Raw genomic sequence first — 26,678 nt, 5'->3', positions numbered from 1 at the left:
CTGACCTAATTTTCACAAATCGGCAAACCCACGCAGCCTAAACCATCAATCTAATCTACTATTAGATGCTATTATAGCATAAGTAGGAATGCGCATACATTTTGGCCAGATTGCAGAGCCAGGAGTAACTGATTCCTTGGGAATAACACTTTCAGCCCCCCGCCCCGCTGCAGCCTACTTCAGTATCTTGTTCAGCTCTTCCACTCTTTTTCGGCTGTCTATTCTAGCGTAGAAATAAAAAGCTATGGTGTGCATTACAACCGACAATAACAGCATTCCGGGCCACCAGGGCAGAATAACGTGAAACATATCTTGTGAAAATAACCAGACAATCAGCATTCCGCCCGCTATTGTAATAATGGAGGAAATCAGAATATTCCAGAACGGCTTTAAGGTGAAATGATTCCATAGGGCATCGTACATAATTCCAAATAATACGGCCGATATTGCAGCAATCCCCGCAACATGCCACAGGTATACCATACTGATCGGTTGTTCCCTATAAAAAACCGTTAACAGTAACGTTACCCATAAGGATGTCACCGTAAATACTTGAAAAAAAGAATGCTTGAACTGGCTAATCATGATATCTCCCCCTGAATTGTTTAATGTAATAGCGGCTGACAAAATAACTGGAATGATCCATGAGCACCACTTGAATCCTTGCGTTGCTAGTGGATGAAAACTCTTTAATATAGCCCGTATTGATGATGGTTTGATTATTAATTTTCATAAAAAGGGCTGAATCCAGACTTTCGTCAACATACTTCAACCGTTTATTGAGCAAATACCTTTCTCCGGTAATTACACGTACGCTGCACATGCGGTCTTCCGCTTCAATTACAGCAACCGTACTCCACCCGATTTGAACATGGCGGTCATTTTTCGCGTTGATCACTACAAGCTTTTTCTCTGCGGTATGAATAGCCTCTTTAATGTTCCCCCAATATTCCTTTTCCGCAGGATGGGTACTTACTTTGGCGACACCCCGGTCTAATGCTGAATCGGCTTCAAATATAACGTTCAATGCTGCAGCCTCCTTTCACAACTAATCTTATAAGCAAAACCTTGCTAAAACTATAGTATTGCGTTTTCTTGCAAAATCCTGCGGCTTTGTTGCACGGCGCGCTGCGGCGCATATGCACTGACACGAAAGGACACCCTTATGTGTGTATTTTTATGTATTTGTTTGATTTTGACAAGAACATTTGTTCGGGTTATACTTTTCCCAAGTGAGGGGGATATGATCGTGGATATCATGGAGAAACTCGAAATTTTAACGGCTTCGGCCAAATATGATGTGGCCTGTACCTCAAGCGGATCAGAACGCAAAAGTCAGGCTGGAGGCATGGGCAATGCCGTCAGTATGGGCATCTGCCACAGTTTTGCGGCCGACGGCCGCTGCATTTCACTGTTAAAGGTGCTCATGACGAACAGCTGTGTTTATGATTGCGCCTATTGTATCAACCGCAAATCGAATCAGACGCGCCGGGCTGCATTTACACCGGAGGAAATCGCAGACCTCACCATGCAGTTCTACCGCCGCAATTACATAGAAGGCCTGTTTCTCAGCTCCGGCATTATGCGTAACCCCGATTATACAACCGAGCAGCTGATGGCCGCTCTGGAGCTGCTGCGGAACGTCCATCACTTCGGGGGCTATATCCATGTGAAGGCAATTCCCGGCGCAGATGATATACTGCTGTCCAGACTCGGCCTGCTCGCCGACCGCATGAGCGTCAATATTGAGCTGCCCTCCAAGGAGAGTCTGGGCCGGCTTGCTCCAGATAAGAGCAAACAGTCCATTCTGAAGCCGATGGCCCTTATTAAAGAGAAGATAAACGAGAATTCTTCGGACATTGTCAAATACAACCACGCTCCCCGCTTCGCACCGGCCGGGCAGAGTACACAAATGATCGTAGGGGCAACACCGGATACCGATTACCAGATTCTCAACCTCACGGAAGGGTTGTACCGGAAGTATGGGCTGAAGCGTATCTTTTACTCTGCCTACACCCCGGTGGTAGAGCATTCGCTGCTGCCTTCCCTGGACACCAAACCGCCGCTCCTGCGGGAACACCGGCTCTATCAGGCTGACTGGCTGCTGCGCTTCTATGGCTTTCAGGCCAAGGAGCTGCTGGATGAAGCGGCGCCCAATTTCAATCCGCTGCTTGATCCCAAATGCAGCTGGGCCATCAATCACCGCGAGCAGTTCCCGGTTGAAGTCAACCGTGTGCCGTACGAAACGCTGTTGCGTGTTCCGGGCATCGGTGTAAGGAGTGCTCAGCGGATTGTAAAAGCACGGCGGGCGGGGACATTGGATTTTTACGCGCTGAAGAAGCTCGGTGTCGTGCTGAAGCGCGCTCAATTTTTCATTACCTGTAAGGGGAAAATGCTGGAGGGGTTAAAAGTCGGCGAGCATACCCTGCTTCGTTCACTCATGTCCGGCCAAGAGCTGTCCCCGTTTCTACAGCCGCAGTACGAGCAGCTTTCCCTGTTCGATGACACGTATTTGGCAGCCTTGCCTGCAGCGGGAGCGGCAGGACTGAGGAAAGGAGAATCCTCCTGATGTTCAAGACGGCCGCTCTGGCTTATACCTATGACGGCAGCTTTGAAGGCCTGCTATGCTGCGTGTTCGAGAGCTACCAATGGAAAGAAACTCCGCTAACCATACATTCGGAGGGTGAAGGGCAAGGCCTGCTGCTGGAATCCAAATGGATTGAGACCGACAACGCCAAAGCAGACCGCGTGCTGCGCTCGATACCTCTGCGCATCTGTCCTGAGGCCGAAGAGCTTGTCCGTTTAGGATTCTGGACATGTACGCCAGACAAGGAACTGCTGCTGCTGAATTTTCTGTATCTCGGCTTCACGCATGGCCGCAAGGTTATGGACATGCTTGCCGATGATACCGTGAACGCCTTGCAGAAGGCGGTACAGCATCTGCGGCGGGAAGGGCATCTCTTTCTCGGTTTTGTGCGGTTTTCCGTTTACGGTCCGGTCATGGCAGCGGTGATTGAACCCCGCAACTACGTGCTCCCTGTCATTCAGGAGCATTTCTGCGACCGGTTTCAGGGCGAAAGCTTCATGATCTATGACAAGACCCATAGGATGGCGCTGATCCATCAGCCCGGGCAAGAAGCCATTATTCCACTCCAGGAATGGATACCCCCGGAGCCTGATGCGGCTGAGGAGGCCTATCGCCTCCTGTGGAAGAAATTCTATACTGCCATCGGTATTCAGGAGCGCCGCAATGACCGGCTGCGTTCCTCCCTGATGCCCAAACGTTACTGGAAGCATCTTACGGAAATGGACGGGGGCACTGCGGCGGTACCGGCGCTCACAGCAAAACAGGCGCAAACTACACGACTGAAGAGCAAGGAGCGGCGTGAATTGCACCAAGTAGAAACAGCTGCGTCGTCCTTACAAGGACGAGATCCGTTTCAGCGAGAATGATAAGGACAATTTACAGTACACATTTTCTCATCACACGCGGAGAAAGGCGTTTCGCCACCAGGTAGTTTTTTCGGTAGAGGTTTCTGCTCTAAAAGCACAAAGAGCACCCATCCAGGTGCTCTTGCTTATGCTTCTCCAGCTTGAAAGAGCAAGCTTGCTTCCGGGCTACCGCTCGTACCAGTATCCCGGAATGCCCCGCTCCAGCCGCATCAATGCTTCAAGATAGTAATAATCGCCCCAGATGGTGTAGTCATCCGGGGACTCGCCACCTCTAACGGAGTACGAACCATGCTTCAGCAGACCTTCCGCTTCCTCGGCACCCTGCGTGGAGTAATGCTCTGCCAGTGACTTCACTGATGCCTGCGGAGCGTCAAAGCTTTATTGCGGGCCATCTTGCTCTTAGGGCTTCATTCCATGGACCACATCCAAGATTAAGAGTATATTATCAGAATCCAGATTACCATATTTTGTATTATACTTAAATAAAGGACGATCACCACAATGTCCGTTTTACTTATGTATAGTTTATTTTCTCAACTTATTTGGCAGCCCTACTCAAATGGATAGGACTAACCAACAATTAATTCCAGCGAATTTCCAAAAAAGAAACATCATCACTGGCAACATGGTTATACGATGTTTCAATCATCTGTCGAAGTTCCGCGTTTTCCGGATACCTTTTCCAATTCCTGTACCCCATTAGTCCGTCCGTGAATATTTGTATACAATTCGGTCCACCGGAACCTTTTGCAAGATCCATAGACAGAATAGAAGGTCCTTCTCCCATAACACCATGACAAGTCGACCAACGGTTCCATTGGGAAAACCCGCTTACTAAGCCTGGAATCTCAGTGCCATAATCGAAGAAACGAATAGCTGTATCTCCCAGCCAGGCTACGGTGATCTGACCCTTGTTGCTGTCAGCCATGTAGCTAATCTTCCCGCATACAAATGTAGTCTCGCTGCCCTTCAAGCGTTTCTCCTCCAGTACTTCACGGAAGAGGCCGCCAATATGCGAAGGGAGTTCATAATGGTTGATCATATTTGTAGCCGGGGCGGTCATTTGCTGCAAGCCTGAAGATAACTTGTACTTTACAACTTCGCTGTCCGCAGAATTAAACCAATCGGATTCAGACATGAATTGCAGCAGAGAATCCCCTAGGTATTTTGCTGCTAAATTTCCGTAAAAGGACTGGCTGACCCCATCACATACACAGAACAGGATGCTGTCATCCGTTATTTTATAGGTTATATAGTCCTGCCCCATATCATCTCCCTGCCGTGTCTCTCTGGAACGGGCATAGGTGCAGCGTATGGAAAAAGGCCCTGCTTGCAGTGACGACAGAGGATATTCCAATCGTTGGTCAATCTGAAATAATCTCATCTCTAGCATCACTGTCCTATCGTATCGGAGTAGACGCAGATATCTGGAAGCCTAAAGATACCATTTCGTGACTGCTGCCAGGCAGCATCATCAGAGCTCCGCTCTGCAGAGTATAAGAGAATTCAGTCATCATCTTACGGTAGCTTTCCGGAAGTGCAGAAGACATGTTTCTGAGTTTAAGCGCATAGTCATCCTTCAGATTCATTCCGGGCAGAATCCCCTTCCAGTTCCGCGGGTCGTTAACAGGCTCTTCGAGAAAATGATCATTTATAAAAATGTTCTCAATAAGCACATTCCCATCAGGCACACTCATCTCCATGATCCGTTTGGCCACCGGCTCGGGATCCTCTCCGGTATGCACGCCGTCAGTCATGTGGCAAATCAATGGAGCCGGACACTTCTGCATAAGGGGCAACTGTTCCAGAAGCAATTCCTCCGCTCTTTGAAACGCAAGTGCTGTATCCGTAAATCGCATGGGTGTAAGCTCTGGCAGCGTCGCCGTCCTGGCAATTTGATCGATCGCCTTGATGCCTCCCAGCAAGTCGTCCACCTCGTCACTGTAAGGAAGAATAGCGATCCGATAACGTGCTGCAATCCGGCTCCCCTTAGTGGAGCGGTAGACCATTTGCTTTATGGTAGAAACCAATGCTTTTTTCACTAAATCTATTCTTCTGACATTATTCATTTCCAACCCCATTGAAGCACTAACATCAATGAGATAAATAATCAATGCCGGAGTGCTTTGCGTAGCCTGTACTGTATATTTTTCCCTGGGGGCTAATCCCCCGGTTAAATCTCCAGTCATTGGTGAAGCTCCATCGTGATTATTGATCATAACCGTCGGTTCAACGACCGGTGTTTTATCGATCATTAGTTTAGAGATGTTTTCTAAATGTTTTTTCACTTCACGCGCGCTTTGAACCCTTTGATCCGGGTCCGTTTCAAGTAATTTTTTAATCAGCTTCACATATTCCAATGGAACCTCAGGAGAGATGAACGCAAAGGTAGAGTGAACGGAAGAATAATATTTCCCACCGGTGAGCAGGAAGTAAAGTGTGGCACCCATTGAATACAAGTCGGTCCGGAAATCCGTCTGCCCATTTTCCAATTGCTCCGGGGCTGCAAACACCATTGTACCTAATGCTACCGTGTCCTTTAACTGCCCCTTCTTGAAGGTCCTTGCAATTCCGAAGTCGATCAGCTTCAAATTGTCGTGTTCATCTACCATAATATTTGAAGGCTTTAGGTCACGAAAAATCACCGGTTTAGGCTGTTCATGTAAATAGTTCAGAATTTCGCATAGCTGCACGGCATATTTAAGCGCACGCTGCACTGTTATCGGCGTCTTGTTATCCCCATATATCTCTTCAATCGTGTGCCCGTTCACATATTCCATCACCAGATAACTTCTTCCCTCAGCATCCGGCTCAAAATAATCCGCTATCTTCAGGATGTACGGGTGGGACAGATTGCTGAGAATCCGTATTTCTTCCAGAAAGCTGCTGCCATCGGTTTCAGCATCGATAATGATTTCCTTAACCGCCCAAATCTTACGATTCAATCTGGTATCCCGTACCCGGTATACAGCACCCATGCCACCTCTGGCAATAAGCTCTTCTACCAGATATCTCCCGCCAAGAATCTCTCCGTTTGTCAACATATTTCCTTCTCCTATCCCTGGTTCAGTGCTAATAAGGGCAACGGACATAGTCCATTACCCTTCCTTCAGAAGCTGTTATTTGAATTGGCTCGCATTGTTTTTTATCGCGTTTTCCGTATCTTCATATCCTTTTACTGTTGTATCCAAAAAAGTAGCATAGGAAATAATGACGTTCTTATATTCTTCAAAGCGGGGTTCCATCCCTTTAAATTTCTCACGAATGGTATTGCTTGCATCACTTTGCCAGGTGGAGGCAAGTGCGTTCATCTCCATTTTAATTTCGTCCAGTCTGGCGCTGAGATTTTCATTAATGGATCGGATCGTTCCGGCAGTATTCGCTACCTCAGGTAAAGAAATTTGAATTCCTTCCGTTGACATATATGCAGCCCCCTTTTTTAATTGGTTAATTTTTTAGCAGAATTGATAATTTCACTTTGTGTATCCCGGTACATCTTGGCGCTCAGTTTTAGAAATTCGGAGTATTTAAGCAGCAGATCGTACATGTTCTTAAAATCCTCCTCAAAGCCTTGAATCTGGGTAACATATGCCGTATTGTCGGCCCCTTTCCAAGCGGCACCCATAGCGTTTACCTCTGTGAATAACTTCTTGTATTGCGTGGCGTACTCAGACGCTTGACCATCCATCTTTTGTGCTGCTGATTCCAGCCGTGCAGGATCCACAGTAATTTTCGACATTATTTCTACTCCTTTCTGATTAAAAAAACATAAAATTTATATTAACATCAGCATGGAGCCGTTACTTAATCCCAGCTCCCTTGCCGATAGGTTAATATCAAGCACTGTAGCGGTCTCTTTATCGCAGATGACGGTATCTTCTGATCTGATATAGACCCCTCCCGACAGCTCCATGATTGCAGCTGCCAGCAGGCCTTCGATCTCATGCAGACGAAGATCTAAAGGAATGATCACATCGTGTGTCTGGCTGATTGCCGGAATATAGAGCTCAATAATGATCTTATCCAACGGGGACCTCCTCCTCCACGAGCGCACTGGCAGACAGCAGCTTCACCAGAACAGCCTTCCCGCGATGCACCACGTATCCGAAGTCGTCCCCAATCTCGCGGTACATCTCTTGGCTGAATCTGGCCGGCTTCATGTGGTACTGATCGGTAAAACCATCTCCAATCCATATCCCCTCACCTCCGGCCACATGCTCTTTAAACCAAGCTTCATAGGAGAATGCCGCGATATTAGCAGCCCGTTCAGCCAATATAAAATGAACCTGATAGGCGGCGTTCCCTTTTTCAAGCAGAACTTTCCACTTATCCTTAGCATCTACGGATAGCTTGGACAGCAAGGCCGATACCGACAGCACAATTACCGTCAGTTTATTGAATACAGGAACCGGCTGGCCGGCAGCAAGTGCATCCTTAAAGGCGTTATTCCGCAGCACCAGCATATTGAACAATTCAATAACTGCCTGCTCGGCAGCATCGCTATGGTCATTGATATAGCGGCATCTCCTGTGAAAGTCTTCCGTAAACTGTCTATTGGCATCTAGCACCAACAGCTCCGAATCAGAAGAGCCTTGCTCGGAGAGTACCTCGACCAGGCCCTGCATGAAAGTAGACATATCATGATCGCGGGAAGCTACCAACTGAATATAGCTTTGGCTGAGGTCCATATAGGATACTTTTAGGCTGTCTTTCTCCACCCCTACAGGAATCAATCCGTCCTTCCAGCGATGAACATCCTTCTTGAGGAAGGCAAGATCCACCTTGTCCGGCAATATCGGTATCTGTTCAGCAGTTGTTCCCGTCCATTGTTTCGCATAGCTGCTGCAGCTGCTACGCAATTCATTCAGCAGATTGTTGCCGTTTGCCTGAATATGGGCCAGCTGAAATTCATAGACGTTGTCTTTCTTGAAGATACCTCTGCCCTTCAATTTGGAAGGGTATACGCCCCCTACATTGCCGAGCACACCGGAATAATCGGATGGATCATTCAGCTGGAGCACGTAGAGCTGCTTGAAATTCTGCAAGGTTTTGTACCGTATAGCTCCCGTATTAAGTGCAGTCAGCATAAAATAAATTCCATACTTCAGGCCTTCTCTGCTAAGCAGCGAGATCACCTCTTCCTTGCCCTCAAAAAGCTCGGTAAATACAGAATAGTTATGAATGACGACTAATATAGATGGCTCTTGTTCCGCAGATACGCGATTATAAGAACCGAAGTCACCCCCATACGGCGAGAATATTTTCTTTCTTTGTTCTATTTTTTGCTGAAGCATCTGGAAGAGTTTATTAACCCTTTCACTGTCGTGAGAGAAGACTACATCACCCACATGCGGTGCTTCTGAGAAGGCTCCCAGCGTTTCCGAACCGAAGTCCAGAATATATATATTGATTTCTTCCGGAGTATGCTGCTCTATCAAGGAGAAGATAAGTGTCGTCAGAAAGACTGTTTTGCCACTTCCGGCCGTACCATAAACGATGGCATTGCCGTCCCGGGAGAGCGGGAAGGTCATGGGCAGCTGTCTCTGGTTCACCGGATCATCGACCTCGCCGATTACAGGATTAATCTCACCATAAAAAGAAGGGGAGTTAGGGTACTTCTTCTTCAATTCATGCAGATAAATCACAGCAGGAATCGGCTCCAACCACAGCGGCCGGATCTTGATGCCTTCTTCGGCAGCAATGTGGGATAGATACTCATTAATCTTGCTAATCTGCTTCTCCGGATTGGCCTGTCTGATTTTTCGTTTATTCACAGCTGTTTGCTTTACAATACGGCCCAGCGTATCAATTATCGTGAGGTTGTGCTCCGGTGTACGTTCCATCCGGTCCGATGGATCATACGGTGCGCCGGCCCATGCAGATTGCCCTAGTTCAAACAGCTCGTTAAAGCCTACCTGCACATAAAATCTGCCCGTAACGGACAATTCCGCGGCATCCGGTCTTTTGATTACATCCATACTGTCGGCCCTCTCCTGGACCTTCAATGAAATCCGGAATTTGCTGTTGCTCCAGATTTGGTCGTCTACGACACCCGCAGGCTTCTGAGTAGCCAGAATCAAGTGGATGCCCAGACTTCGTCCGATTCGCGCAGCACTTACCAGCTGTTCCATAAACTCCGGCTGCTGGGTTTTAAGTTCGGCAAATTCGTCAGAAATGATAAACAAATGCTGAAGCGGTTCGGATACCTGCCCTTCCCGGTAAAGCCTTTGGTATTTATAGATATCAATGTTGCTAAGACCAAGCCGGCTATGAATATCCTGAAATATGGCCTGGCGTCGTTTCAGCTCGCTTTGGATTGAAATCAGCGAACGTTTTACCGCAGCGCCGTCCAAATTGGTAATCGTTCCTGCAAGATGAGGAAGGCTAGAGAATGCGCTTGCCATCCCGCCGCCCTTATAATCGATAAGGATAAAGGCTACTTCATGAGGATGATAATTCACTGCCAGTGATAATATAAAGGTCATAATGAATTCACTTTTACCCGAACCTGTCATTCCGGCAATCAATCCATGAGGACCATGGAATTTTTCATGCAGATCCAGTTGAAATAAGGCTCCTGTGGTATCCACTCCAATGGGAGTTTCCAGTGACAGTACCGGATCGTTATCCTTCCAGCGGGTTAAGGCGTTAAGATGCTCTATCTTTCCGACGCCAAACATATCGAGGAAGGTTAACATATCCGGCAGATTATATTTAGACCCTGATGTGTCAAGCTTGATGTTAGCCAGCCGGACAGCAAGCGCAAGCTCATTACGGATCCCATAAGGATCAGGGCGGAAAGATACAGATTTCCCGGAAATATTATCTTTGTCAAAAATATTCGAATCTTCACCGTCGCACTCAATCACCAGAGAGCACTCTTTGGGAAGATGCATAAGCTGATCATAAAGATGCAAAATGCTGAAGCCAAGGTTCTTTTTCTGCTTTAATAATCCGTTGATTATTTCAGCTTTGCCCGCCAGCTGCTTGTCCGCAGCTATAATCACGTAATATGGCGACAACTCCCGTATTTCTTCATCAGATGAGAGCATTTCCCGGGCGGACAGCTCTTTTTCCAGATAACTGGACAGCTCTTTCACTTCATTTAGCTCCGTTGCGACAAACCGCAAACTGCCCTCTTCATTCCATACATGCGGCAGCCATTTCACAAATCCCCAAGTATCTTGTTCTTTTGTATCATAGAGAAAGACGAGCTTTAGTTCATCATAGCTGTGAAGTGCGGTAAGCTGCAGGATCAGCTGTTTCGTAAGCATAACGGCGGCTTCCCTGGTGCCGATAATTCCCGCTATCCAATCCTCCGTCAATAACAGCGGCAACGGCACATTTTTCAGGAGCTTCGGTTCTTTGATGAACGCTTCTAATTCCTCCCGCAAATCATCTTCATCCAAGCTGAATCTTATTTCGGGATGCTTAATTTCTGCCTGCAGGTTAACGGTTCCCAGTCCCAGTCTAAGCGATAAAAAGTCATTATGCCTGCGGGTTCGCTCCCATAAATTACGCTTCCTTTGTTCTATGCGGCCAACGCAATCTTCTACAGTCACTAGGTTCTCATGTAGAATATCGCTTTGATAGGCACACTCATCTGCAATTTTTTGCCGGAGCTCTTCCAAATAGGCCTTGTATTTCACATTTCTCTCCTGATTGCGCCGGCTTCTCCGCTTGCTCTCATGTCTTCTGGCCAAGATAGGCCATAATATTGTACCTAGCAGCATGCTCATAGACATTACTAGAGTAGGCATTGCATTTCTGACATTCCCCCCGGAACTGAGTGCATTCTGGAGGGCAAACAACCCTGTGAAAAGTGAGGCCATCCCCATAGTGATGGACGGACCCAGCATCAGCATGATTGGTAATTGTTCCATATTACCGAGTGAAGGTGGAGGATCAATTACAAATTCCGCCTGCTGAATATCCCGCTTAAACCGTGGAGAACGGTAAAAGAATTCAGGGGAAACGGCGATCTCCTCCAATTCCTCCTCCTCAACCACAGCTGCCGTCTGCTTAACATACGGCTGAAACGCAGCCCCTTTGATTTTTAGCTGACCGTCCGGATTGTTCACGGCGATAAAATCGGGGCCAATAATAATTTTGAGACCGATAATATAGACGACATCTCCTAGTTTCAGCACTTTGCTGGTGACCCGTCTCCCATTCACAAACGTTCCGTTTGCGCTGCTCTGGTCTTGAATCGTCAGGGTAGAGCCATTGATCAACAGTTCAGCATGAAGGGATGAGGTATACTTATTGGCATAATGCAGATTACAATTTTCTGCCCGTCCAATCGTTATTTTACTGTTTGCATGAAACTTCAGCTTCTTAAAGGTGTTCCTGTCACGGGAGACAGGCTCAGAGAAGAGCACTACATACTCATTCGTTCGGATAAGATGAATGGAGTACATGTTCATGGGTTCTATGGCAATTTCCTTAATAGTGGACTTGTTGCTGTCCAGAATAACGGCCTGTTTATTGGACTTTAGAATCCATTTCCCCTCAATGCCTTCAATGCTGATAACGTTCTCCTCATAATTCTGTTCATTTCTCTGGGTGATCCAGTATTGTCCCTTCTGTTTCTCGGGAAGAACACAAGTATAGATGACCGTATCTTTAAGCAGTGATAGCTGCATGCGTATCTTCACTCCCTATTCAAATCCACCAAATAGCCGGCACTAACTTCCTGCAGGATTACTATTTAATGAATACTGGATCAAACATGGCAAATTCCACTTTAGAAGCGCCTAGACTGCTTATCGCAAATGTAATCTTATCCACATAACGAAGCGGCACAATCAAATTTTGGGGTTCTTGGGTGGACGTGTATGTGTACGATCCGTATAAGGTCGTTTGCCCGCCCTTATTTGTAAGATAAACATCTACCGTGACCGGCTGCGTGCTGACGCTTCCTAGCTTATGCTGAATTAGAGCCGCTTTCGCATTAAACTGTCTGTACTTTTCATCCAGTTGATAGGTAATCTTTGCTTGTCCCTTGCTATCCGGAGTATAGTCTCCAAGCATCGTATAGATATAATTCAAATGGGTGGTCCCGTTCTGCTCTTTAATCACAGTGCTGCCGTCGTACATAATGCTGCTCTCTGCGTTCGTATTAACCACTTCAGGGGCTCCGATCAGGAAATCGTTGCCTGCCTCAATCGTGCCGGTGGTTGCGTAAACCTTCTTGCCCGTTGAATTTAAGATTACAGTCTTTCCGTCACGGGAACGCGAAGGTTCATAACCCAGCTCAGGCAGCATATAGCTGGGAAAATAAGCGTAGCCTTGGAATGTAAAAGGTTTATTTTTACTATTCACCGTAATCTTCGCGCCATCCACCTCAACACTATTAATATTGAATAGGGCTCCCTTTAAATCTGCCGCAAATACGGTAACACCTCCGAATAATAATCCACCGCAGATAAAGCCTGAGATAAACTTCTTCATATCTATTCCTCCTAAATGTTATATGTACTTTTGTATAACTACTCTCCTGTAAGCTCTTTTAGCATGCTTCGTGCCAGCTTGTTATTGCTATCCAGTGCTTTTAGTTGTTTAGCTAGACGGATAACCTTTTCCGTATCATCTTCAACGTTGTAGGCATAAAGAATGCTATCCTCCAACGCTTTGATTTTTTGCTTCTTCGCTACTGATTTGGCGGTTGCCGCCGGTTTAGTTGTCGGCTTCGACGTTGGTTTGGCTGTTGGTTTAGTTGTCGGCTTCGGTGTTGGTTTAGCCGTCGGCTGGGCTGTCGGCTTCGGTGTTGGTTTAACCGTTGGCTGGGCTGTCGGCTTCGGTGTTGGTTTAACCGTTGGCTGAGCTGTCGGCTTCGGCGTTGGTTTAACCGTCGGCTCAGCTGTCGGCTTTGGCTTCGGCTTTTCCGTAGTTACGGGCGCCAGAGCAGCCGCCGACGGGCTGGCGGCAACTGTTGGCTGGGCTGTTGCCGTTGGCTGCACCGTTGCTTGAGCGGCAACGTCAGCAGCCTCATTTGAGGGCTCCGATTCGCCCATTATCCCCCTTACAGTCAGACTGCCGCCGAGCACAATAGCTGCCGCCAATGCAATCAGCATTCCGAGCCGCCATTTCTTGCCTGCCGGGTGGCGCAGCTCTTCCTGTTCCGGCGCAGTTTCTTTCGAATGCTGTTCAGCCAGCAGAGACTGAATCACCTGTATGGAAACTTCGATTTCATGGCGGACAGAGGAATCAGCAACGGGACCGGCAAGCAATGCTGTGTAAGCCGCCAAGGCTCCCTGTAAATCCCCTGAACTTTCCAGCATTCTTGCTCTACCCAGCGGCGCTTCATCCCATTCTGACAACTCTTCCATTGGAGTTGGACGAAGAACGGATGGGAGGGCCGTTGAAGTCATTGTTCCTTCCGCCAGAACCTCTTCGGAGGAGTCCGTGTAGCCAAGGCTGACCGAGGATAAGGCAATATACCATTCTCCGAATGCTGGACATTGATATAGCGCGTCACTTTCCCATGCTTTACGAAAAAGACCCGCAACCTCGCCGCCGTAATTTTCAGTCAACACTCTATTAATTAAGGCTACTCTATCCTGGTCATTCTCCATCAACTCGGGGTCAAAATAACTTTCACCCCATGCCGCTTCCCGAATCTCAGGATGGAACCATGCCAGCATCTCCGCGAGCAGGATGCTGCCGGAATAACGATCTGCATACTTGTTCCAAAGATGCTGATAATCACTTCTCCCGGAAGAGTATCCGGGTGATCCCATCGTCATATATTCAGGCCTGTCGAGGTGGACCGCATACATGTGCTCTATGTCGATCAGCTGAATGCATGATTTGACTAAGGGCATAATCTCATGCAGGAGTCCGGGAATCATAACGTTAGAGCCTGATAAATCCCCATGCGCCAACCCGCGCTGCTCCATGAAAGATAACACTTCAGCCAACGATCTGGCGGTATGAAGCGCCGTTTCTTGGGGAATATCTTTCTTTTCCAGTATGATATCCATCCAGGTCGGACCATTGATCCATGGCATAAGAACAGCATACAGCAGCTCCGGGTGACTTCCCAACAGTTGTACGTCCCGCTGAGGAATCAATACATCCCGTTCACAGACCTGAAGTCCATCAATCTTTGAAAAGGCCGCAAGCTGCTCTGACAAATATACATTAGAAGGCTGCCGGAAGACGGGTTTGAATACTTTCAGCGCTTTGGAAATGCCGTCTTGAATGCTGGTGAGTTTATACACCGTACCTTGCCTGCCCTCTTGGCCGTAGGGGATCTCACTCATGAGCGGATGCCCCTGAACAACATAAACCTTCCCGTCAATCACTAATTCTTCATTGGTTTCTGGATTGAATGCCATCTCCTTGCATCCTTTCTACATGCGGTTCAATTCGCTGATAACCGTCCTGTACCGCCGTTCACAGCCAAATTTCCTCAGCACTTTGAGCGCTGACTCCGATTTTGATAAACAAATAGGGTAATGTCCGGTCCCCGGAAACGATATGAAAAATGGGAGTCGTCTGGCGCAAATAATTGCTCTCCATATAGTGGAGCAGCTCTCCATAAGCGGTCTCCGTACTTGCTTCATAATCGGCAAGATCACAAGTAGAAATCATCCGGTCGATGCAGAAATAACTGTGGAAATGCATATCTTCTGTCACGTCCAGATAATCCTCATGGATAGGAATAAAAAATTCCGCATGCAGCATTTCATCCATTGGAATATTGTTTATGGAATAGAATAAGGGACCTTTAATCGTAGCCTTAAGCTGGAATACATCACTCATAAAATCAGATAGCTGCTGCTCCAGATCCTTATAGTAGAAATGATATTTTCTGGAGACAACACTGGTGTATTTTATCGAATCCTTTGGATTTACCACACTATCCCTCCTTGATGACCGGAGCAAAAATATCGATAATTCCATCCCCGTAGACATCCAGATAGATATTGTAAAAGGGTTCTTCAAGCGTTAGCTGATAGGACTCCGCGCATGACCTCAGAACAGCGTATGATTCTTCGATATCGTCGTCGAGATCAGCGTGTCTAAGCAGCAGCCCATCTGTAAAGTTCAACGTTTCTGTAAATTGATACTCCTCATTGTTCTTCATCTCCACAGGTGCATTTACAGGAACATAGAAGGAATAGTCGGCCTCCCCTGCAGCCAAATTCAGATTGGCAACTTGATAAATGACCGGACCTGTACCATATAAGCCACTGCTTACAACGGAATTACGAAGCTCTCTGGCCAGCTGATGCCATTCCTCGATTTTGCAGGTTTTGGTACAACTGATGACGTTATGGAATATGATCGGAGTCCGCTTTATTTTCATGCCTTGTGCCCCCCGCGTGGCTTCTGCTGCTTCGATTTACGCTGCTTGTATGGCTGGATATGAAAGGAGGGGAATCGTCGTTTGCAGTATACCAGCAGGAAGAATTCAGGCCAGGCCATGGCAATGGCATACTGAAGAACTACACAAAACACCAAGGCAATTGCAGGCTCCATGGATGTATATGAGCTATTATCCGAGAACATCTTAGGCATATGTCCGGCAATAACGGCTCCGAGATAAATAACAGGCAAACTTATGTAGGACTTGGACTCTTTGTAATTGTATAATCCGCTGCCGCCTCTTTGTAAATGACCCTTTTTTACCCGCTGCACTGCCCGCCAGGTGGAGAGGATCAGGAAAAGAATTCCGCCTAACAACATCAGCAGACCGAGTGATGTCATGAACGGCGCTGCCTCTCTGTCTTCACACATCAGAAAGTAAACCAAATAGAATTCCAGCGAAAATTTCAGGGTAATCAAACATAGTATGTAGGACTGGATTTTTTGATATTTATAGGCCCATTTCACATTATAAAATAAAAGTGCAGCCAGCAAATGGAATGCCCAGAGGACTATGTCTACAATTAAATAAATCATCCACCTCGAACCGGTGTTATCACCATAGAGAACCGCATTAAGCGAAACCGCGATCATTACAGCACTGAACACTAAGGTAGCTATAATAAATACAGATACACCATCAGGACGCAAGCGTTCACGCGCGGCTTCCTTTATTTTAGCGAAGTACTCCTCGTTATATTGCTTTAACATGTGAGCCTCCTACCATATCAATTTGTTCAAGCCCTTTCCGATGTTTGATACAGCACCACTGATAGCGTCGCAAGTAGCATCCACTGCATCGTTAACCACATCTTTCGTATGATCGACTACACTTTTCGGCGGCGGACCTCCGAACTTGGCATTGAGGGCAAAGTTTATAGCTACGCCTGTGGCGAGCCCCACTACAGTTCCCAAGGGTGGCACCACAAATGAGCCGATAACGGCCCCAGTTGCTGCTGCACCCGCTCCGGCGGCAACATCCACCGTGGTGTTCACAGCAAAAGTACCAGTGTTCTTCAAGTTAAAATCCCACTTCCCGCCGTCTCTGAAGGTCTCCACAAAGTTATCTCCTACCGCCAGAACCGTCCCGGCCGCACCTAGAAACTTTCCGCCCTTAGACAAAGCCGTCGTGTTTTTCCAGTTAAAATCATCCCAGAGTGTCATCCCGTCTTTATAAGAAGATTTGAATACATCCTTCATATTTTGTAATCTGTTGCTTCTTCCATTGATGAATTGTTCTACCGGAGCCAGTCTATTAAAACGGTCCATATTATCTTGGATAACCCCATGGCCGTCAACATACAGAGGTATTCCATCCCCGTTAATTAACCGGTTCACGTATCGCTTCTTGAAGGTTCCACTTTCCCCGCCTAAGAGCCGGACCAACCCGTCTCTATACTCCATATAGTGTCTGCCCGTAACCATTTCCGCATTGACGAGCTGAATGAGAATCTTCCCGTCTTTTTTAACGGTTTTAAACTGCAAATCTTTATACCGGAGTAATGTATCCGAGTTCGTAATGCCAGAGAATACATCATTCACGGCATTGCGGAAGGCCAGCAGAAAGAAAGGATCGCCAGCCAATTGAGACTCATACTGGTCTATGGGGTTTGAGCTGAATGACAATCCGACTTTAACCAAATAATCTTCAATATCAAAATATTTTCCACTTTCATTCTCCACAAACTTCTTGAAATTCCCCAGCTTTTCCTGTAAATCCCCCAGCTCTTTACACAGGTTGCCTAACCGGCTGCCTACATCACTTCGCGACAGAACTCTATTGTCAATTTGACCAAGCAACCGGGAAAGTCTGCTCACTGCGTCAGATAAGTCAGAGGTGTACTTAGAAAGATGGGTTGATGCAATTTGAATAAGATTCTCATCTAGGAAAATGGTATTCAATACAGTGTCCTCCCGGCACAGACTTTATTTAGTATGCGGACTATTCTTGAGCTGCTTCATTGCTGCCTCTCTAGCTGCGATTTCTGCTGCCTCCTTCGCATCTTCTTCTTGTCTTATCGCATTTGCCGTAGATATAATATCCGACTCAATCGCTCTAAGACTTGATGCGACCCTTCCAATACTCGTTTGAATCAGTTCCATAGCATGTGTCATATGTATAGTTTCATCTGCATCCCAGCTTTTTCTCAAGCTTTCCTTGTACAACTCGAGATTTTCTTTGATTGCGCCCAGAGAAACTTCATGCTGGCCGATCTCCCGGGCAATTCCGCTCTCCCTTTGGACATCAATTTTCATAAAATCATCCTTTCGCAGGGTAGATTAACTCCCAACCCAAATAAACACTAAATGTGATCTATGTACAAGCTTCCGTGGACCTAATGCATATACAGAATACATAAAAACTTAGTTGATTCATTATATAACCACACAATATACATACATTACCATCAAAAACGACATGTTAAACTAAATTTTGCGTATTACGAAAAAAAAGTCCTTCGGCACATCCATAAGGCGATAAACCCCTTCCGTTTCTCCGCCTTTATTAGAAGAACTTGAAAATTCCTTAGTTTGATATTCTTTGTTGTTTTTTCACAAATATGGGGTTATAGGTTGATTAAAACTATCTTATAATGAAATTGGGCCGGGAAACTTCACCTGTTTGTGAACGCGCGTTTATTGCCCTGCCCATCATCCACTTTATAGGAGGAATGGTTATGCAATACGGTCACTTTGACGAAAAAAACAAAGAGTATCTCATTACGAAACCGAATACGCCTGCCCCTTGGGCGAACTACCTGGGCTCGCCGGAATACGGCGCCATTATCTCAGGAAACGCAGGGGGCTACAGTTTTGTAAAGTCTGGAGCCAACGGGCGGCATGTCCGCTACCATTTTAATTCAAAGGACGAGCCTGGGCGCTACATTTACGTGAGAGATTTGGAGAACGGGGATTATTGGTCCGGTTCTTGGCAGCCCGTGGGTAAAGATCTGGATCAGTACAAGTCGGTATGCCATCATGGAACCGGATACACGAACATCGTCTCGGATTACGACAATATCCATACACAATCATTATATTATGTGCCGCTGAACAAAACCTACGAGGTATGGCGCATGAAGGTCCGCAATAATGACTCCAAAGCGCGGAAGCTGGCTCTCTTCGGATTTGTCGAATTAACCAACAATAACAATTACGAGCAGGATACCGTCAACCTTCAGTACACGCTGTTCATCTCCCGGACCTACTACAAAAACAATATGATCCTTCAATCCATCAATGAAAACGTTCCCGAGGATCAGAGCTGGAGATTCTTCGGTGCTGCAGGCGCAGAGGTAACCGCTTACGATGGCGACCGGGATACGTTCCTCGGCGATTACCGCAGCTACGGCAATCCGGCTTCCGTTGCAAACGGCCAATGTAGCAATACATTAAACTACAACACCAACTCCTGCGGTGCTCTGCAGATCAACGTAGAGCTGCAGCCAGGAGAAGAGAAAGAAATCGCCTTCCTTCTGGGACAATATGATGAGAAAGGTGCGTCCGAAATTCTCAGCCACTACAAAGATTTGTCTGTCGTGGACAAGGAACTCGAAGAACTGAAGGCATTCTGGCACAGCAAACTTAACCGCTTCCAGGTCCAGACACCAAGCGATAATCTGAACAACATGATCAACACCTGGAACGCATATCAATGCTTCATCACTTTCATCTGGTCTCGTGCAGCCTCCTTCCAATACTCCGGTCTTCGTAACGGACTCGGCTATCGGGATACCGTACAGGATATTCAAGGTATCATTCATCTGGATCATGAGATGGCCCTCGAGCGTCTAAGACTGATGATTTCCGCCCAGGTCTCCAACGGCGGTGGACTTCCACTGGTGAAGTTTGATCATAACCCTGGTCACGAGGGCACACCAGACGACCCGGAATACGTGCGGGAAACCGGTCATCCCCACTATCGCGCCGATGACGCCTTGTGGCTGTTCCCAACCATCATTAAATACTTAAATGAAAGTGGCAACTGGGACTTTACAGATGAGATGATACCTTATTCGGATAAAGGTGAAGGCACGGTGTACGAGCATCTGCGCCAGGCTCTTCAATTCAGCCTGGATCGTATGGGTGCACATGGCATGCCGGTCGGGCTTCATGCGGACTGGAACGATTGTCTGCGTCTCGGAGCCAAAGGTGAGTCGCTATTCGTCGCCTTCCAGCTGTACATGGCCTTCAAAGTGTTCATGGAAATCGCGCAAAACAAGAACAAGCCGGACGACGTAAAGTGGGCACAGGGCCTGCTTGATGAGCTCGACGGGAACATTCAGAAGCATGCTTGGGAGAACGATCAGTTCGTCCGCGGATTCACCGAAGATAACTATACAATTGGCTCCTGGGAGAATGATGAAGCAAAAATCTGGCTGAATCCGCAAAGCTGGGCCGTATTAAGCGGCGCCGCCCGCCCGGAACAGGCAAAGGTCTCCATGGATAAAGTGTACGACAATCTGCGGACCGATTACGGCACTATGTTATTCTACCCGCCGTTCCGGGAGTACGGCCTGCCAGTGGCTCTGATGGCCCTTTTCAACGCCTCCACCAAGGAAAACGCCGGTATTTTCAGCCAGCCGCAGGGATGGCTCATCTTAGCGGAAACCATGATTGGCAACGGTGAACGCGCGTTCGAATACTTCCTGAATTGCAGTCCGGCCAGCATGAACGACAAAGCCGAAATCCGCAAACTTGAGCCTTACGTGCATGGTCAGTTCGTCGAGTCCAAAGACAGCCCGTATCAAGGCCGGGCGCATGTCCACTGGCTCACCGGCACCGCCTCGACCGTGATGGTCTCTCTGGTGGAGGGCATCATGGGGATTCAGCCGCAGATGGATGGCCTTCGCATCAATCCATGTGTTCCTTCCAGCTGGAATGACTTCTCCATGGTGCGGGAATTCCGCGGTAAGAAGCTGAACATTCAGGTAGAGAACAAGAACGGCGTCCAAAAAGGGGTTACCCATATCGTCATTAACGGCGAAGAAATTCAAGGCGACCTGATCCCAATCGCCAAAATGAAAGCTGAAAACAACGTGCTAGTCATTATGGGATAAAGCTTATTCATGCAGAACGTTCTTCGCAGGTTGCCTCACGAAGACGTTATAGTAGCCGCAACCTCTATCCGCTTCGGACAGAGGTTGCTTTTTTTACCTCGGAGTTGAGCGCTAATATGATTTAGAAGAGCAATCATCGACTAGAATTTCAATCATCATCGCCGCTCCGGTCTTGAGTCCGCACACAAACGCAGCCGTCATATCCATCCCCTGCACTTGCGAATAGAACTCCAATAAAGACTCCAGTTCCTCAAAATCTCCTTGGGACAGCTTACCTTTCCAAGTTTCTATAGACTCGATGATTTGTTTGTTTAACGGGCGATAATTAGAATCTTTGGGGATAACGTGCTCGTTAGGGAACAAGCTACCGTGGTATAGGGATTCGAGAATGCTTGGCATGGGGGCCTCCTCTATAAGATTCAGAATTAAAAATGATATAAACCAGCGTAGCATATTTGCAGAATATATGTGGTACGCTTAGGCGTAAAGGTTGAAGTGAAAAAACATTTAAGGTGTCTTCACTGATACGTATCACCCCGAAACCGGCTATACGTTAAGTCAGCCTGATTATCCCCTTCTGCTGCCCCCAGAGGCAGAGACCAGACAGCGTATCTCGCTACTTGTTAGTCCCTATATGCAGGATAGAATCATACACCTAGATAGGTTATTAGGCAACGAAAGTTACCCCACATAATTTCTTCAATAAAAAAGGAGCATCCGCTCAATAGATGCTCCCTAATTATCTACTTCCTCAAACTATTAATTTCCTACTCCGTTAATCCAGTGGCTTTTGCAATGGTCGCTATGTCCAGATTCAAGGTCAGCATATTCTTTGCTACCTCCTTTATACCTGCCATTTTTGCACTTCCGAGCATAGATGCCTCATCATGCAGATACTTCTGTCTGGCCTCATACAAGCGTCTGGCCTCTGGATCCTGACTCAAATATTGCAGGGTGTCCATCGCCTTCTCCAAACCCGGCTCATTCATCTTCAGTACCTCCCTCCCAGGTGAAAAGGCTTGTTATATTATATTTTCCAAGTGAAAAAGTAGCTGCACTTAATTTATCGCTCGAATCTGACTTCATTACTACAGTAATTATACGAAGAACTTACCATAATTTGACTTTAACTGTCGAGATGCATAATAAGGCCAATGTACAAAACATGAAACCATTAGTAGGAAATCTCCATCCTTGTTTGAAAGAGATTTGTACACAAAAACGCTTGGGAATTTACTCTTTATCAGAGTTGCTTGCGTCCGTGATAGCTTCGGCTGTATGTACTTGAAATACAAGTGAAACTGATAGGAAAATAATACGTATTACTACTAAATTACCATTTTAATACATATAATAAAGGAGTTACTTGCTATGAAATGGTTTGGTATCATTCTTGTGCTTCTATCTACGCTTGGAATTGGCGCGCTTTTTGGGTTTACGCTTTTTTCAATCTTTATGGGTTTCAGCGGTGGACTTATAACTACATTTGCGATAGGAGGCTATTTAAATTCAGTTCAGAACGATTATCAAGACGAAGATATTAAGTATTAATCAAAACTATACTACCTTGTAAGTAAAGCTCCTCCTTTAATGACGGGGCTTTACTTATCATTTGTAAATAGTTATTCTTTGTTAATATATCCTTTGCCTGCTTCCGGATTACTCACAATTCCCCAGCACTACCAAGATACCCAGGACCGCATTCACGGCCGCTATAACCTCATCGTATTTTTCTGGGCCAATTGCAACCCGAAGATTGCTCCCACTGCCTGTACCCCTAGCAGTACGGCAGCCGTCAAAGAAACCCACCACTATAATTACTCCATTTACTGTTCATTTATTAATACCCTTTACTAGTGAGGGCCATTTTAAAAAAAGTATTGAAAACGAAAAAGAACCTGCTTCTCTCCGCCGATGAAGGTGAAAAAAGACAAGTTCTTCAAGAATACGTTGACCGAGTAGTTATTCAGCCGTCCGAAGATAACGGCACATAAGCTTCTAAGAGTGTAGTCACGGATTTGATGTCAACCGAAGGAACTTTAGTCCTCAATAACATCACTACTGTAACCCATCCTTCAAATCACTATCACGTATAACCAGAGAAACAGTATAATAACTTGTGGTTATAATCAATTCCAGAAAGTGCAAGAATAAGCACCCATCGTATAAGGAGAATCAACTATATTATGTGAGAACACTCCATTATGTCCCCACTTTGACTTAACTGTAATATTGGGTCCCGATCCTCCTCCAACATATGTTACAATGGCTGAATGATCTCCTGCTCCATAATCCACTTTGCTCCCAACTCTCGCCGTTCCACTGGTATAGCTACCATCCGTTCTATACCCACTTGAGCTATTCATCCAATGTGTATTAGCCGAACTTGTAGAATACCATGCATACGAGTGACAATTATAACTGGGATTCTGAGCACTCAAAACTGTTGCATTAGGAAATGCTGCTACGAACTGAGCTTGAATTGCAGCCCCTTGTGCCGATGTATATCCATGATCCGCCCAGGTCAGATCTTTAAATGTCGGCACACTAGTACCTCTAGGTGTAGTTACAGAACTGTTGGTGAAATTTGGAGTAATAACGCTATCTGAACTTACACGGCTATTAGAGCCAATAGCTGCAAGTAAAGTTTCGGCATAATAACTTTGAACGATTATTTTAGTATCTGTTGTTTTTAAAAGAGCAGTATTGCTACGATATCGCTCTAATTCAAAGGCTGCGTCAGACCTCTTTGTTAATTCCTGCAAACCATTAAAAGTACTGTAAACGGCATTAAATCCTGCTTGTTCGGTATCAAAAGCGTACATAGTAACCATTAATGGATAATTCATCACTGTTTCTACCAATGCTTCTGTCGTCATATTATATAAAATGGATTCTGGGATTTGAGAAACCTTAACTTTTTCCTCGGAGGATTGAATTTCTTTCCATTCCCCAGTATCTATTTGTAATGGGTACTCATAGGCATCAGTTATTGAATATCCATTATTCAGGGTTTCATCTTCACTTACTGAATTAGCAAAGGCTGCAGGTACTGCCAAACAGAAAAGCAAGGAAAAACATAGTGTAATTGATAATAAAAAATTCTTCTTCATTTATCATCTACCTCTCCATTATAAGATATGACTAAGTTTGGATTATGGGGTCTACAAGGATTTCCAACCTTAACATCTACCACCACCTTACATAATTGCCCTTCCACAAAAGCGGGATCTCTAACTGGTACAAGCTAACTTTTCGTCTTTCTTTGGTGCCAAGCCTCTATTGGGTTTCCAGATATCAGTTGAATTAATGAGGGCAATACTATGTATAATTTTTCTCAAAAGCAGATGTTGCAAATAAATCCCTACCATCACTTACATACCTCAGGTGATTTTTGTGAAACACTTCACAACCGTCCGCGTTTTTTCGTTTTTTCCAATTTATTACTTTTAGTGTAAACATATTACATATAAATTGCAACAACTTTTTTTATATTTAAAGGGACATGACATTAGCCAAGCTCAGGGTGACCGTAATATATATTGGTTATGAGGAACTCCAATGAATAGTGTGATCGAAATGGAACGTAAAGTCTCAAAGTTTGGAAATAGCCTCAGCATTACTATGACAGATGATTTAAAGCAGATAGGACTAGATCAAGGGGATACTGTTCTTATTGATGTAAACGAAGCGATGGGGGGATTATTATCAGAAAATCAAATAAAGTCGCATTGCCTAATAGAATCAGCAAGGACTTCATGGATTCTTTGACAGACGTTATGCATAAATACGATCAGACATTACGTGGGCTTAAAGTTAAAGGATGCTAACTCGCTATCTATCCATACAAGATGCAATTGCCATTAATCTAGCAATGATTCAACGGTATAGCCCTGAAGGACAAATTGGTGTAAAAGACACCGGGTTACTCGAATCGGCAGTCTTTCGCCCGCAATCTTCCGCTTTTAGGGATGAAGCTTGTTCTGCTGTTCTTGAAAAAGCCGCTGCACTGTTTGAATCATTAGGCTAAAACCATTCATTTCACAACGTAATAAACGGTCTGCCTTTACAGCACTTGTTGTTTATTTAAAGCTCAATAATTTGACCTTTGAGATGGATACGAAGAAAGCTGAAGATTTCACGGTAGATATGGTTAATCATAAATTTACGCTTAAGGAATTATCCAATATTATTGAAGCCCATTGTGTCCAGATTAGGGTATAAATCGGGTCTGTCAATACTTTTGTGTAAACGCTTTTAAGCATAGATTCCCCCGAGGGGGAAGTCGCGAATCTAACGCAAGTGTTGACCGACCCGATCAGGAAAGAAGACGGACAACTGGAGCAGCATTTGCCCCCAGTTTTGTACACGTCCCGTCCATTTCCGAGTGACGTCAACGGTAGCTAAATAGAGCATCTTCAGCAATGCCTCATCCGTAGGAAAGATGCTTTTTCCTTTCGTTACTTTGCGTAGCTGGCGGTGGTAACTCTCGATCATATTGGTGGTGTAGATGAGTTTGCGGATCTCAGGCGGGTACTTGAAAAAGGTAGCAAGTTCGTCCCAATTTGTCCGCCAGGAACGGATAATAAGAGGATATTTAGCGCCCCAGACTTCCTCAAAACGGTCGAGTTCAAGCAAGGCGCCTTCCTCAGTAGCGGCCTTGTATATAGGCTTTAAGTCGGCGGTCACCTTCTTAATGTCCTTGTACGACACGTACCGTGTGGAACTGCGGATCTGGTGAATAATACACTTCTGGATTTCAGTTTGGGGGTAGCAGGCTGCAATCGCTTGAGAGAACCCGGACAGGTTGTCCACGCAGATAATGAGAATGTCCCCCACCCCGCGATTTTTCAGCTCATTGAGCACGCTCAGCCAGAACTTGGAGGACTCGTTCTCCCCGATCCACATGCCCAGCACATCTTTGTTTCCGTCCAAATCAATGCCAATGACCATGTAGGCGGCCTTGTTGATAATGGCCCCGTCTTGTTTGACTTTAAAGTGGATGGCGTCCAGATAGACGACCGCATAGACGCCCTGCAGAGGCCGGTTCTGCCATTCTTTAATGAGAGGAACAATCTTGTTCGTGACATTGGAAATGAGCGTAGGAGAGACTTCAATGCCATACATCTGTCCTAGATGATCCTGGATTTCTCTTGTACTGACGCCTTTGGCATACAGGGCAATGATTTGTTCTTCGATGCCCGTTACGTTCGACTGATGCTTCTTGACGACAAGTGGCTCAAACTCACCCAGACGGTCCCTAGGGATAGCGATTTCCTGTTCACCGTACTCACTGACGACCGTTTTGCGGCTCTTTCCATTGCGACTATTTGGAGTGAGTTTGGCCTTTACTTCATGCTTTCCATAGCCTAAGTGAGTATCCATTTCGGCTTCCAGCATCTCCTGTATCGTCTCTGCAAACAGGTCTTTCAAGGCATTCTGTGCATCTTGAGCGGTGACCAGATTGTTCTCCTTTATGAATTCCCGAAGTTGCTGTTTTGACCAAAGTCCCATGTGTTCTCCCCAACCTTTCTCTTACTTCCATTTTAATGGGTTTGAGAGTTTACACAATATATTTTACAGACTCTATAAATCAAAAAAAGCGACCTTAACGGTCGCTTTTTTTGGTGATACTCCATATGGAGCCGAGGGGAGTCGAACCCCTGTCCGAAGATAACGGCACATAAGCTTCTACGAGTGTAGTCACGGATTTGATGTCACCCTAGAAGCCCCCCGCTCTCATAAACTTCGAACTGATTTGCTCCACATGTAAACCTACATACACGAAAG

25 protein-coding genes and 1 pseudogene are annotated in these 26,678 nt (G+C 46.1%); 5 read left to right on the top strand and 21 right to left on the bottom strand.

The window, feature by feature from the left end; genetic code table 11:
- Positions 1 to 174: 174 nt before the first annotated feature.
- Complete coding sequence (locus NSS79_RS01090) at positions 175 to 585, bottom strand: hypothetical protein (RefSeq protein ID WP_038584761.1); 411 nt, start codon at positions 583 to 585, stop codon at positions 175 to 177.
- Positions 578 to 1,027: a LytTR family DNA-binding domain-containing protein gene (locus NSS79_RS01085; RefSeq protein WP_342437941.1), complete on the bottom strand. Its 450-nt coding sequence runs from the start codon at positions 1,025 to 1,027 to the stop codon at positions 578 to 580. The genes NSS79_RS01090 and NSS79_RS01085 overlap by 8 nt, the downstream gene beginning before the upstream one ends.
- Before the next feature lie 231 nt (positions 1,028 to 1,258).
- Here NSS79_RS01085 and NSS79_RS01080 point away from each other — a divergent pair, with 231 nt between their 5' ends.
- Together NSS79_RS01080 and NSS79_RS01075 are read left to right on the top strand one after the other, a co-directional pair.
- Entirely contained in the window at positions 1,259 to 2,569 is a 1,311-nt protein-coding gene (locus tag NSS79_RS01080; RefSeq protein ID WP_342440282.1) for a putative DNA modification/repair radical SAM protein, read from the top strand.
- Positions 2,569 to 3,453: a TIGR03915 family putative DNA repair protein gene (locus NSS79_RS01075; RefSeq protein WP_342437940.1), complete on the top strand. Its 885-nt coding sequence runs from the start codon at positions 2,569 to 2,571 to the stop codon at positions 3,451 to 3,453. The genes NSS79_RS01080 and NSS79_RS01075 overlap by 1 nt, the downstream gene beginning before the upstream one ends.
- A gap of 165 nt (positions 3,454 to 3,618) precedes the next feature.
- On the opposite strand, the gene NSS79_RS01070 is transcribed toward NSS79_RS01075, so the two are convergent.
- From NSS79_RS01070 to NSS79_RS01000, 15 genes and pseudogenes are all read right to left on the bottom strand, one after another.
- Entirely contained in the window at positions 3,619 to 3,807 is a 189-nt protein-coding gene (locus NSS79_RS01070) for a hypothetical protein (protein ID WP_342437939.1), read from the bottom strand.
- A 226-nt stretch (positions 3,808 to 4,033) separates the two neighbouring features.
- Complete coding sequence (locus NSS79_RS01065) at positions 4,034 to 4,720, bottom strand: hypothetical protein (RefSeq protein ID WP_342437938.1); 687 nt, start codon at positions 4,718 to 4,720, stop codon at positions 4,034 to 4,036.
- Between the two features lie 133 nt (positions 4,721 to 4,853).
- Positions 4,854 to 5,642: a vWA domain-containing protein gene (locus NSS79_RS01060; RefSeq protein ID WP_052092410.1), complete on the bottom strand. Its 789-nt coding sequence runs from the start codon at positions 5,640 to 5,642 to the stop codon at positions 4,854 to 4,856.
- A 99-nt stretch (positions 5,643 to 5,741) separates the two neighbouring features.
- Positions 5,742 to 6,497: pseudogene (locus tag NSS79_RS01055) on the bottom strand (serine/threonine-protein kinase); the annotation flags it as partial.
- Positions 6,498 to 6,572: 75 nt separating this feature from the next.
- Positions 6,573 to 6,875: a pore-forming ESAT-6 family protein gene (locus NSS79_RS01050; RefSeq protein ID WP_038584744.1), complete on the bottom strand. Its 303-nt coding sequence runs from the start codon at positions 6,873 to 6,875 to the stop codon at positions 6,573 to 6,575.
- A 17-nt stretch (positions 6,876 to 6,892) separates the two neighbouring features.
- On the bottom strand, positions 6,893 to 7,192 hold the full coding sequence (locus tag NSS79_RS01045) for a WXG100 family type VII secretion target (protein WP_038584741.1): 300 nt from the start codon (positions 7,190 to 7,192) through the stop codon (positions 6,893 to 6,895).
- Positions 7,193 to 7,228: 36 nt separating this feature from the next.
- Complete coding sequence (locus tag NSS79_RS01040; protein WP_038584738.1) at positions 7,229 to 7,480, bottom strand: hypothetical protein; 252 nt, start codon at positions 7,478 to 7,480, stop codon at positions 7,229 to 7,231.
- Entirely contained in the window at positions 7,473 to 12,098 is a 4,626-nt protein-coding gene (essC, locus tag NSS79_RS01035; protein WP_342437937.1) for a type VII secretion protein EssC, read from the bottom strand. The genes NSS79_RS01040 and essC overlap by 8 nt, the downstream gene beginning before the upstream one ends.
- Positions 12,099 to 12,159: 61 nt before the next feature.
- Positions 12,160 to 12,906, bottom strand: coding sequence for a hypothetical protein (locus NSS79_RS01030; RefSeq protein WP_038584732.1), 747 nt, complete (start codon positions 12,904 to 12,906; stop codon positions 12,160 to 12,162).
- A 38-nt stretch (positions 12,907 to 12,944) separates the two neighbouring features.
- Positions 12,945 to 14,795, bottom strand: coding sequence for a hypothetical protein (locus NSS79_RS01025; RefSeq protein ID WP_342437936.1), 1,851 nt, complete (start codon positions 14,793 to 14,795; stop codon positions 12,945 to 12,947).
- A 58-nt stretch (positions 14,796 to 14,853) separates the two neighbouring features.
- Positions 14,854 to 15,318: a DUF5085 family protein gene (locus NSS79_RS01020; protein WP_342437935.1), complete on the bottom strand. Its 465-nt coding sequence runs from the start codon at positions 15,316 to 15,318 to the stop codon at positions 14,854 to 14,856.
- Between the two features lies 1 nt (position 15,319).
- Positions 15,320 to 15,769 (bottom strand): DUF5085 family protein, encoded by a 450-nt coding sequence (locus NSS79_RS01015; protein WP_342437934.1) that lies wholly within the window; start codon positions 15,767 to 15,769, stop codon positions 15,320 to 15,322.
- Complete coding sequence (locus NSS79_RS01010) at positions 15,766 to 16,539, bottom strand: hypothetical protein (RefSeq protein WP_342437933.1); 774 nt, start codon at positions 16,537 to 16,539, stop codon at positions 15,766 to 15,768. The genes NSS79_RS01015 and NSS79_RS01010 overlap by 4 nt, the downstream gene beginning before the upstream one ends.
- Before the next feature lie 9 nt (positions 16,540 to 16,548).
- A complete protein-coding gene (locus NSS79_RS01005) occupies positions 16,549 to 17,730 on the bottom strand; it encodes a hypothetical protein (RefSeq protein WP_342437932.1) in 1,182 nt (393 codons plus the stop codon).
- Positions 17,731 to 17,754: 24 nt separating this feature from the next.
- Positions 17,755 to 18,084: a hypothetical protein gene (locus tag NSS79_RS01000; protein WP_342437931.1), complete on the bottom strand. Its 330-nt coding sequence runs from the start codon at positions 18,082 to 18,084 to the stop codon at positions 17,755 to 17,757.
- 422 nt (positions 18,085 to 18,506) lie between these two features.
- Here NSS79_RS01000 and NSS79_RS00995 point away from each other — a divergent pair, with 422 nt between their 5' ends.
- Positions 18,507 to 20,888, top strand: coding sequence for a N,N'-diacetylchitobiose phosphorylase (locus NSS79_RS00995; RefSeq protein WP_342437930.1), 2,382 nt, complete (start codon positions 18,507 to 18,509; stop codon positions 20,886 to 20,888).
- Between the two features lie 111 nt (positions 20,889 to 20,999).
- Here NSS79_RS00995 and NSS79_RS00990 read toward each other — a convergent pair whose 3' ends face one another.
- Both NSS79_RS00990 and NSS79_RS00985 read right to left on the bottom strand, forming a co-directional pair.
- The gene (locus tag NSS79_RS00990; protein ID WP_342437929.1) at positions 21,000 to 21,287 is read right to left on the bottom strand and encodes a DUF6809 family protein; all 288 of its coding nucleotides are present in this window, start codon (positions 21,285 to 21,287) and stop codon (positions 21,000 to 21,002) included.
- Positions 21,288 to 21,655: 368 nt separating this feature from the next.
- Positions 21,656 to 21,877, bottom strand: coding sequence for a hypothetical protein (locus tag NSS79_RS00985; RefSeq protein WP_342437928.1), 222 nt, complete (start codon positions 21,875 to 21,877; stop codon positions 21,656 to 21,658).
- A 382-nt stretch (positions 21,878 to 22,259) separates the two neighbouring features.
- Here NSS79_RS00985 and NSS79_RS00980 point away from each other — a divergent pair, with 382 nt between their 5' ends.
- Positions 22,260 to 22,439 carry a hypothetical protein gene (locus NSS79_RS00980; protein ID WP_342437927.1) on the top strand — a complete coding sequence of 60 codons (180 nt, stop codon included), beginning with the start codon at positions 22,260 to 22,262 and terminating at the stop codon, positions 22,437 to 22,439.
- Positions 22,440 to 23,017: 578 nt separating this feature from the next.
- On the opposite strand, the gene NSS79_RS00975 is transcribed toward NSS79_RS00980, so the two are convergent.
- Positions 23,018 to 24,001 carry a hypothetical protein gene (locus NSS79_RS00975; RefSeq protein WP_342437926.1) on the bottom strand — a complete coding sequence of 328 codons (984 nt, stop codon included), beginning with the start codon at positions 23,999 to 24,001 and terminating at the stop codon, positions 23,018 to 23,020.
- Between the two features lie 448 nt (positions 24,002 to 24,449).
- Here NSS79_RS00975 and NSS79_RS00970 point away from each other — a divergent pair, with 448 nt between their 5' ends.
- Positions 24,450 to 24,659, top strand: coding sequence for a hypothetical protein (locus NSS79_RS00970; protein ID WP_342437925.1), 210 nt, complete (start codon positions 24,450 to 24,452; stop codon positions 24,657 to 24,659).
- 522 nt (positions 24,660 to 25,181) lie between these two features.
- Here the strand turns inward: NSS79_RS00970 and NSS79_RS00965 are convergent.
- Positions 25,182 to 26,402, bottom strand: coding sequence for an IS256 family transposase (locus tag NSS79_RS00965; protein WP_342436647.1), 1,221 nt, complete (start codon positions 26,400 to 26,402; stop codon positions 25,182 to 25,184).
- Positions 26,403 to 26,678: the final 276 nt, after the last annotated feature.

The organism is Paenibacillus sp. FSL L8-0436 (genome assembly GCF_038593025.1).
Classification (GTDB): Bacteria; Bacillota; Bacilli; order Paenibacillales; family Paenibacillaceae; genus Paenibacillus_AQ.
This window is presented reverse-complemented; position numbering and strand designations above follow the sequence as displayed.

Coding starts and splice junctions, on each gene's coding strand:
- NSS79_RS01090 (WP_038584761.1), bottom strand. CDS start 585: ATGATTAGCCAGTTCAAGCATTCTTTTTTTCAAGTATTTACGGTGACA.
- NSS79_RS01080 (WP_342440282.1), top strand. CDS start 1,259: ATGGAGAAACTCGAAATTTTAACGGCTTCGGCCAAATATGATGTGGCC.
- NSS79_RS01075 (WP_342437940.1), top strand. CDS start 2,569: ATGTTCAAGACGGCCGCTCTGGCTTATACCTATGACGGCAGCTTTGAA.
- NSS79_RS01065 (WP_342437938.1), bottom strand. CDS start 4,720: ATGGGGCAGGACTATATAACCTATAAAATAACGGATGACAGCATCCTG.
- NSS79_RS01060 (WP_052092410.1), bottom strand. CDS start 5,642: ATGACTGGAGATTTAACCGGGGGATTAGCCCCCAGGGAAAAATATACA.
- NSS79_RS01050 (WP_038584744.1), bottom strand. CDS start 6,875: ATGTCAACGGAAGGAATTCAAATTTCTTTACCTGAGGTAGCGAATACT.
- NSS79_RS01045 (WP_038584741.1), bottom strand. CDS start 7,192: ATGTCGAAAATTACTGTGGATCCTGCACGGCTGGAATCAGCAGCACAA.
- essC (WP_342437937.1), bottom strand. CDS start 12,098: ATGCAGCTATCACTGCTTAAAGATACGGTCATCTATACTTGTGTTCTT.
- NSS79_RS01030 (WP_038584732.1), bottom strand. CDS start 12,906: ATGAAGAAGTTTATCTCAGGCTTTATCTGCGGTGGATTATTATTCGGA.
- NSS79_RS01025 (WP_342437936.1), bottom strand. CDS start 14,795: ATGGCATTCAATCCAGAAACCAATGAAGAATTAGTGATTGACGGGAAG.
- NSS79_RS01015 (WP_342437934.1), bottom strand. CDS start 15,769: ATGAAAATAAAGCGGACTCCGATCATATTCCATAACGTCATCAGTTGT.
- NSS79_RS01010 (WP_342437933.1), bottom strand. CDS start 16,539: ATGTTAAAGCAATATAACGAGGAGTACTTCGCTAAAATAAAGGAAGCC.
- NSS79_RS01000 (WP_342437931.1), bottom strand. CDS start 18,084: ATGAAAATTGATGTCCAAAGGGAGAGCGGAATTGCCCGGGAGATCGGC.
- NSS79_RS00995 (WP_342437930.1), top strand. CDS start 18,507: ATGCAATACGGTCACTTTGACGAAAAAAACAAAGAGTATCTCATTACG.
- NSS79_RS00990 (WP_342437929.1), bottom strand. CDS start 21,287: ATGCCAAGCATTCTCGAATCCCTATACCACGGTAGCTTGTTCCCTAAC.
- NSS79_RS00985 (WP_342437928.1), bottom strand. CDS start 21,877: ATGAATGAGCCGGGTTTGGAGAAGGCGATGGACACCCTGCAATATTTG.
- NSS79_RS00980 (WP_342437927.1), top strand. CDS start 22,260: ATGAAATGGTTTGGTATCATTCTTGTGCTTCTATCTACGCTTGGAATT.
- NSS79_RS00975 (WP_342437926.1), bottom strand. CDS start 24,001: ATGAAGAAGAATTTTTTATTATCAATTACACTATGTTTTTCCTTGCTT.
- NSS79_RS00970 (WP_342437925.1), top strand. CDS start 24,450: ATGAATAGTGTGATCGAAATGGAACGTAAAGTCTCAAAGTTTGGAAAT.
- NSS79_RS00965 (WP_342436647.1), bottom strand. CDS start 26,402: ATGGGACTTTGGTCAAAACAGCAACTTCGGGAATTCATAAAGGAGAAC.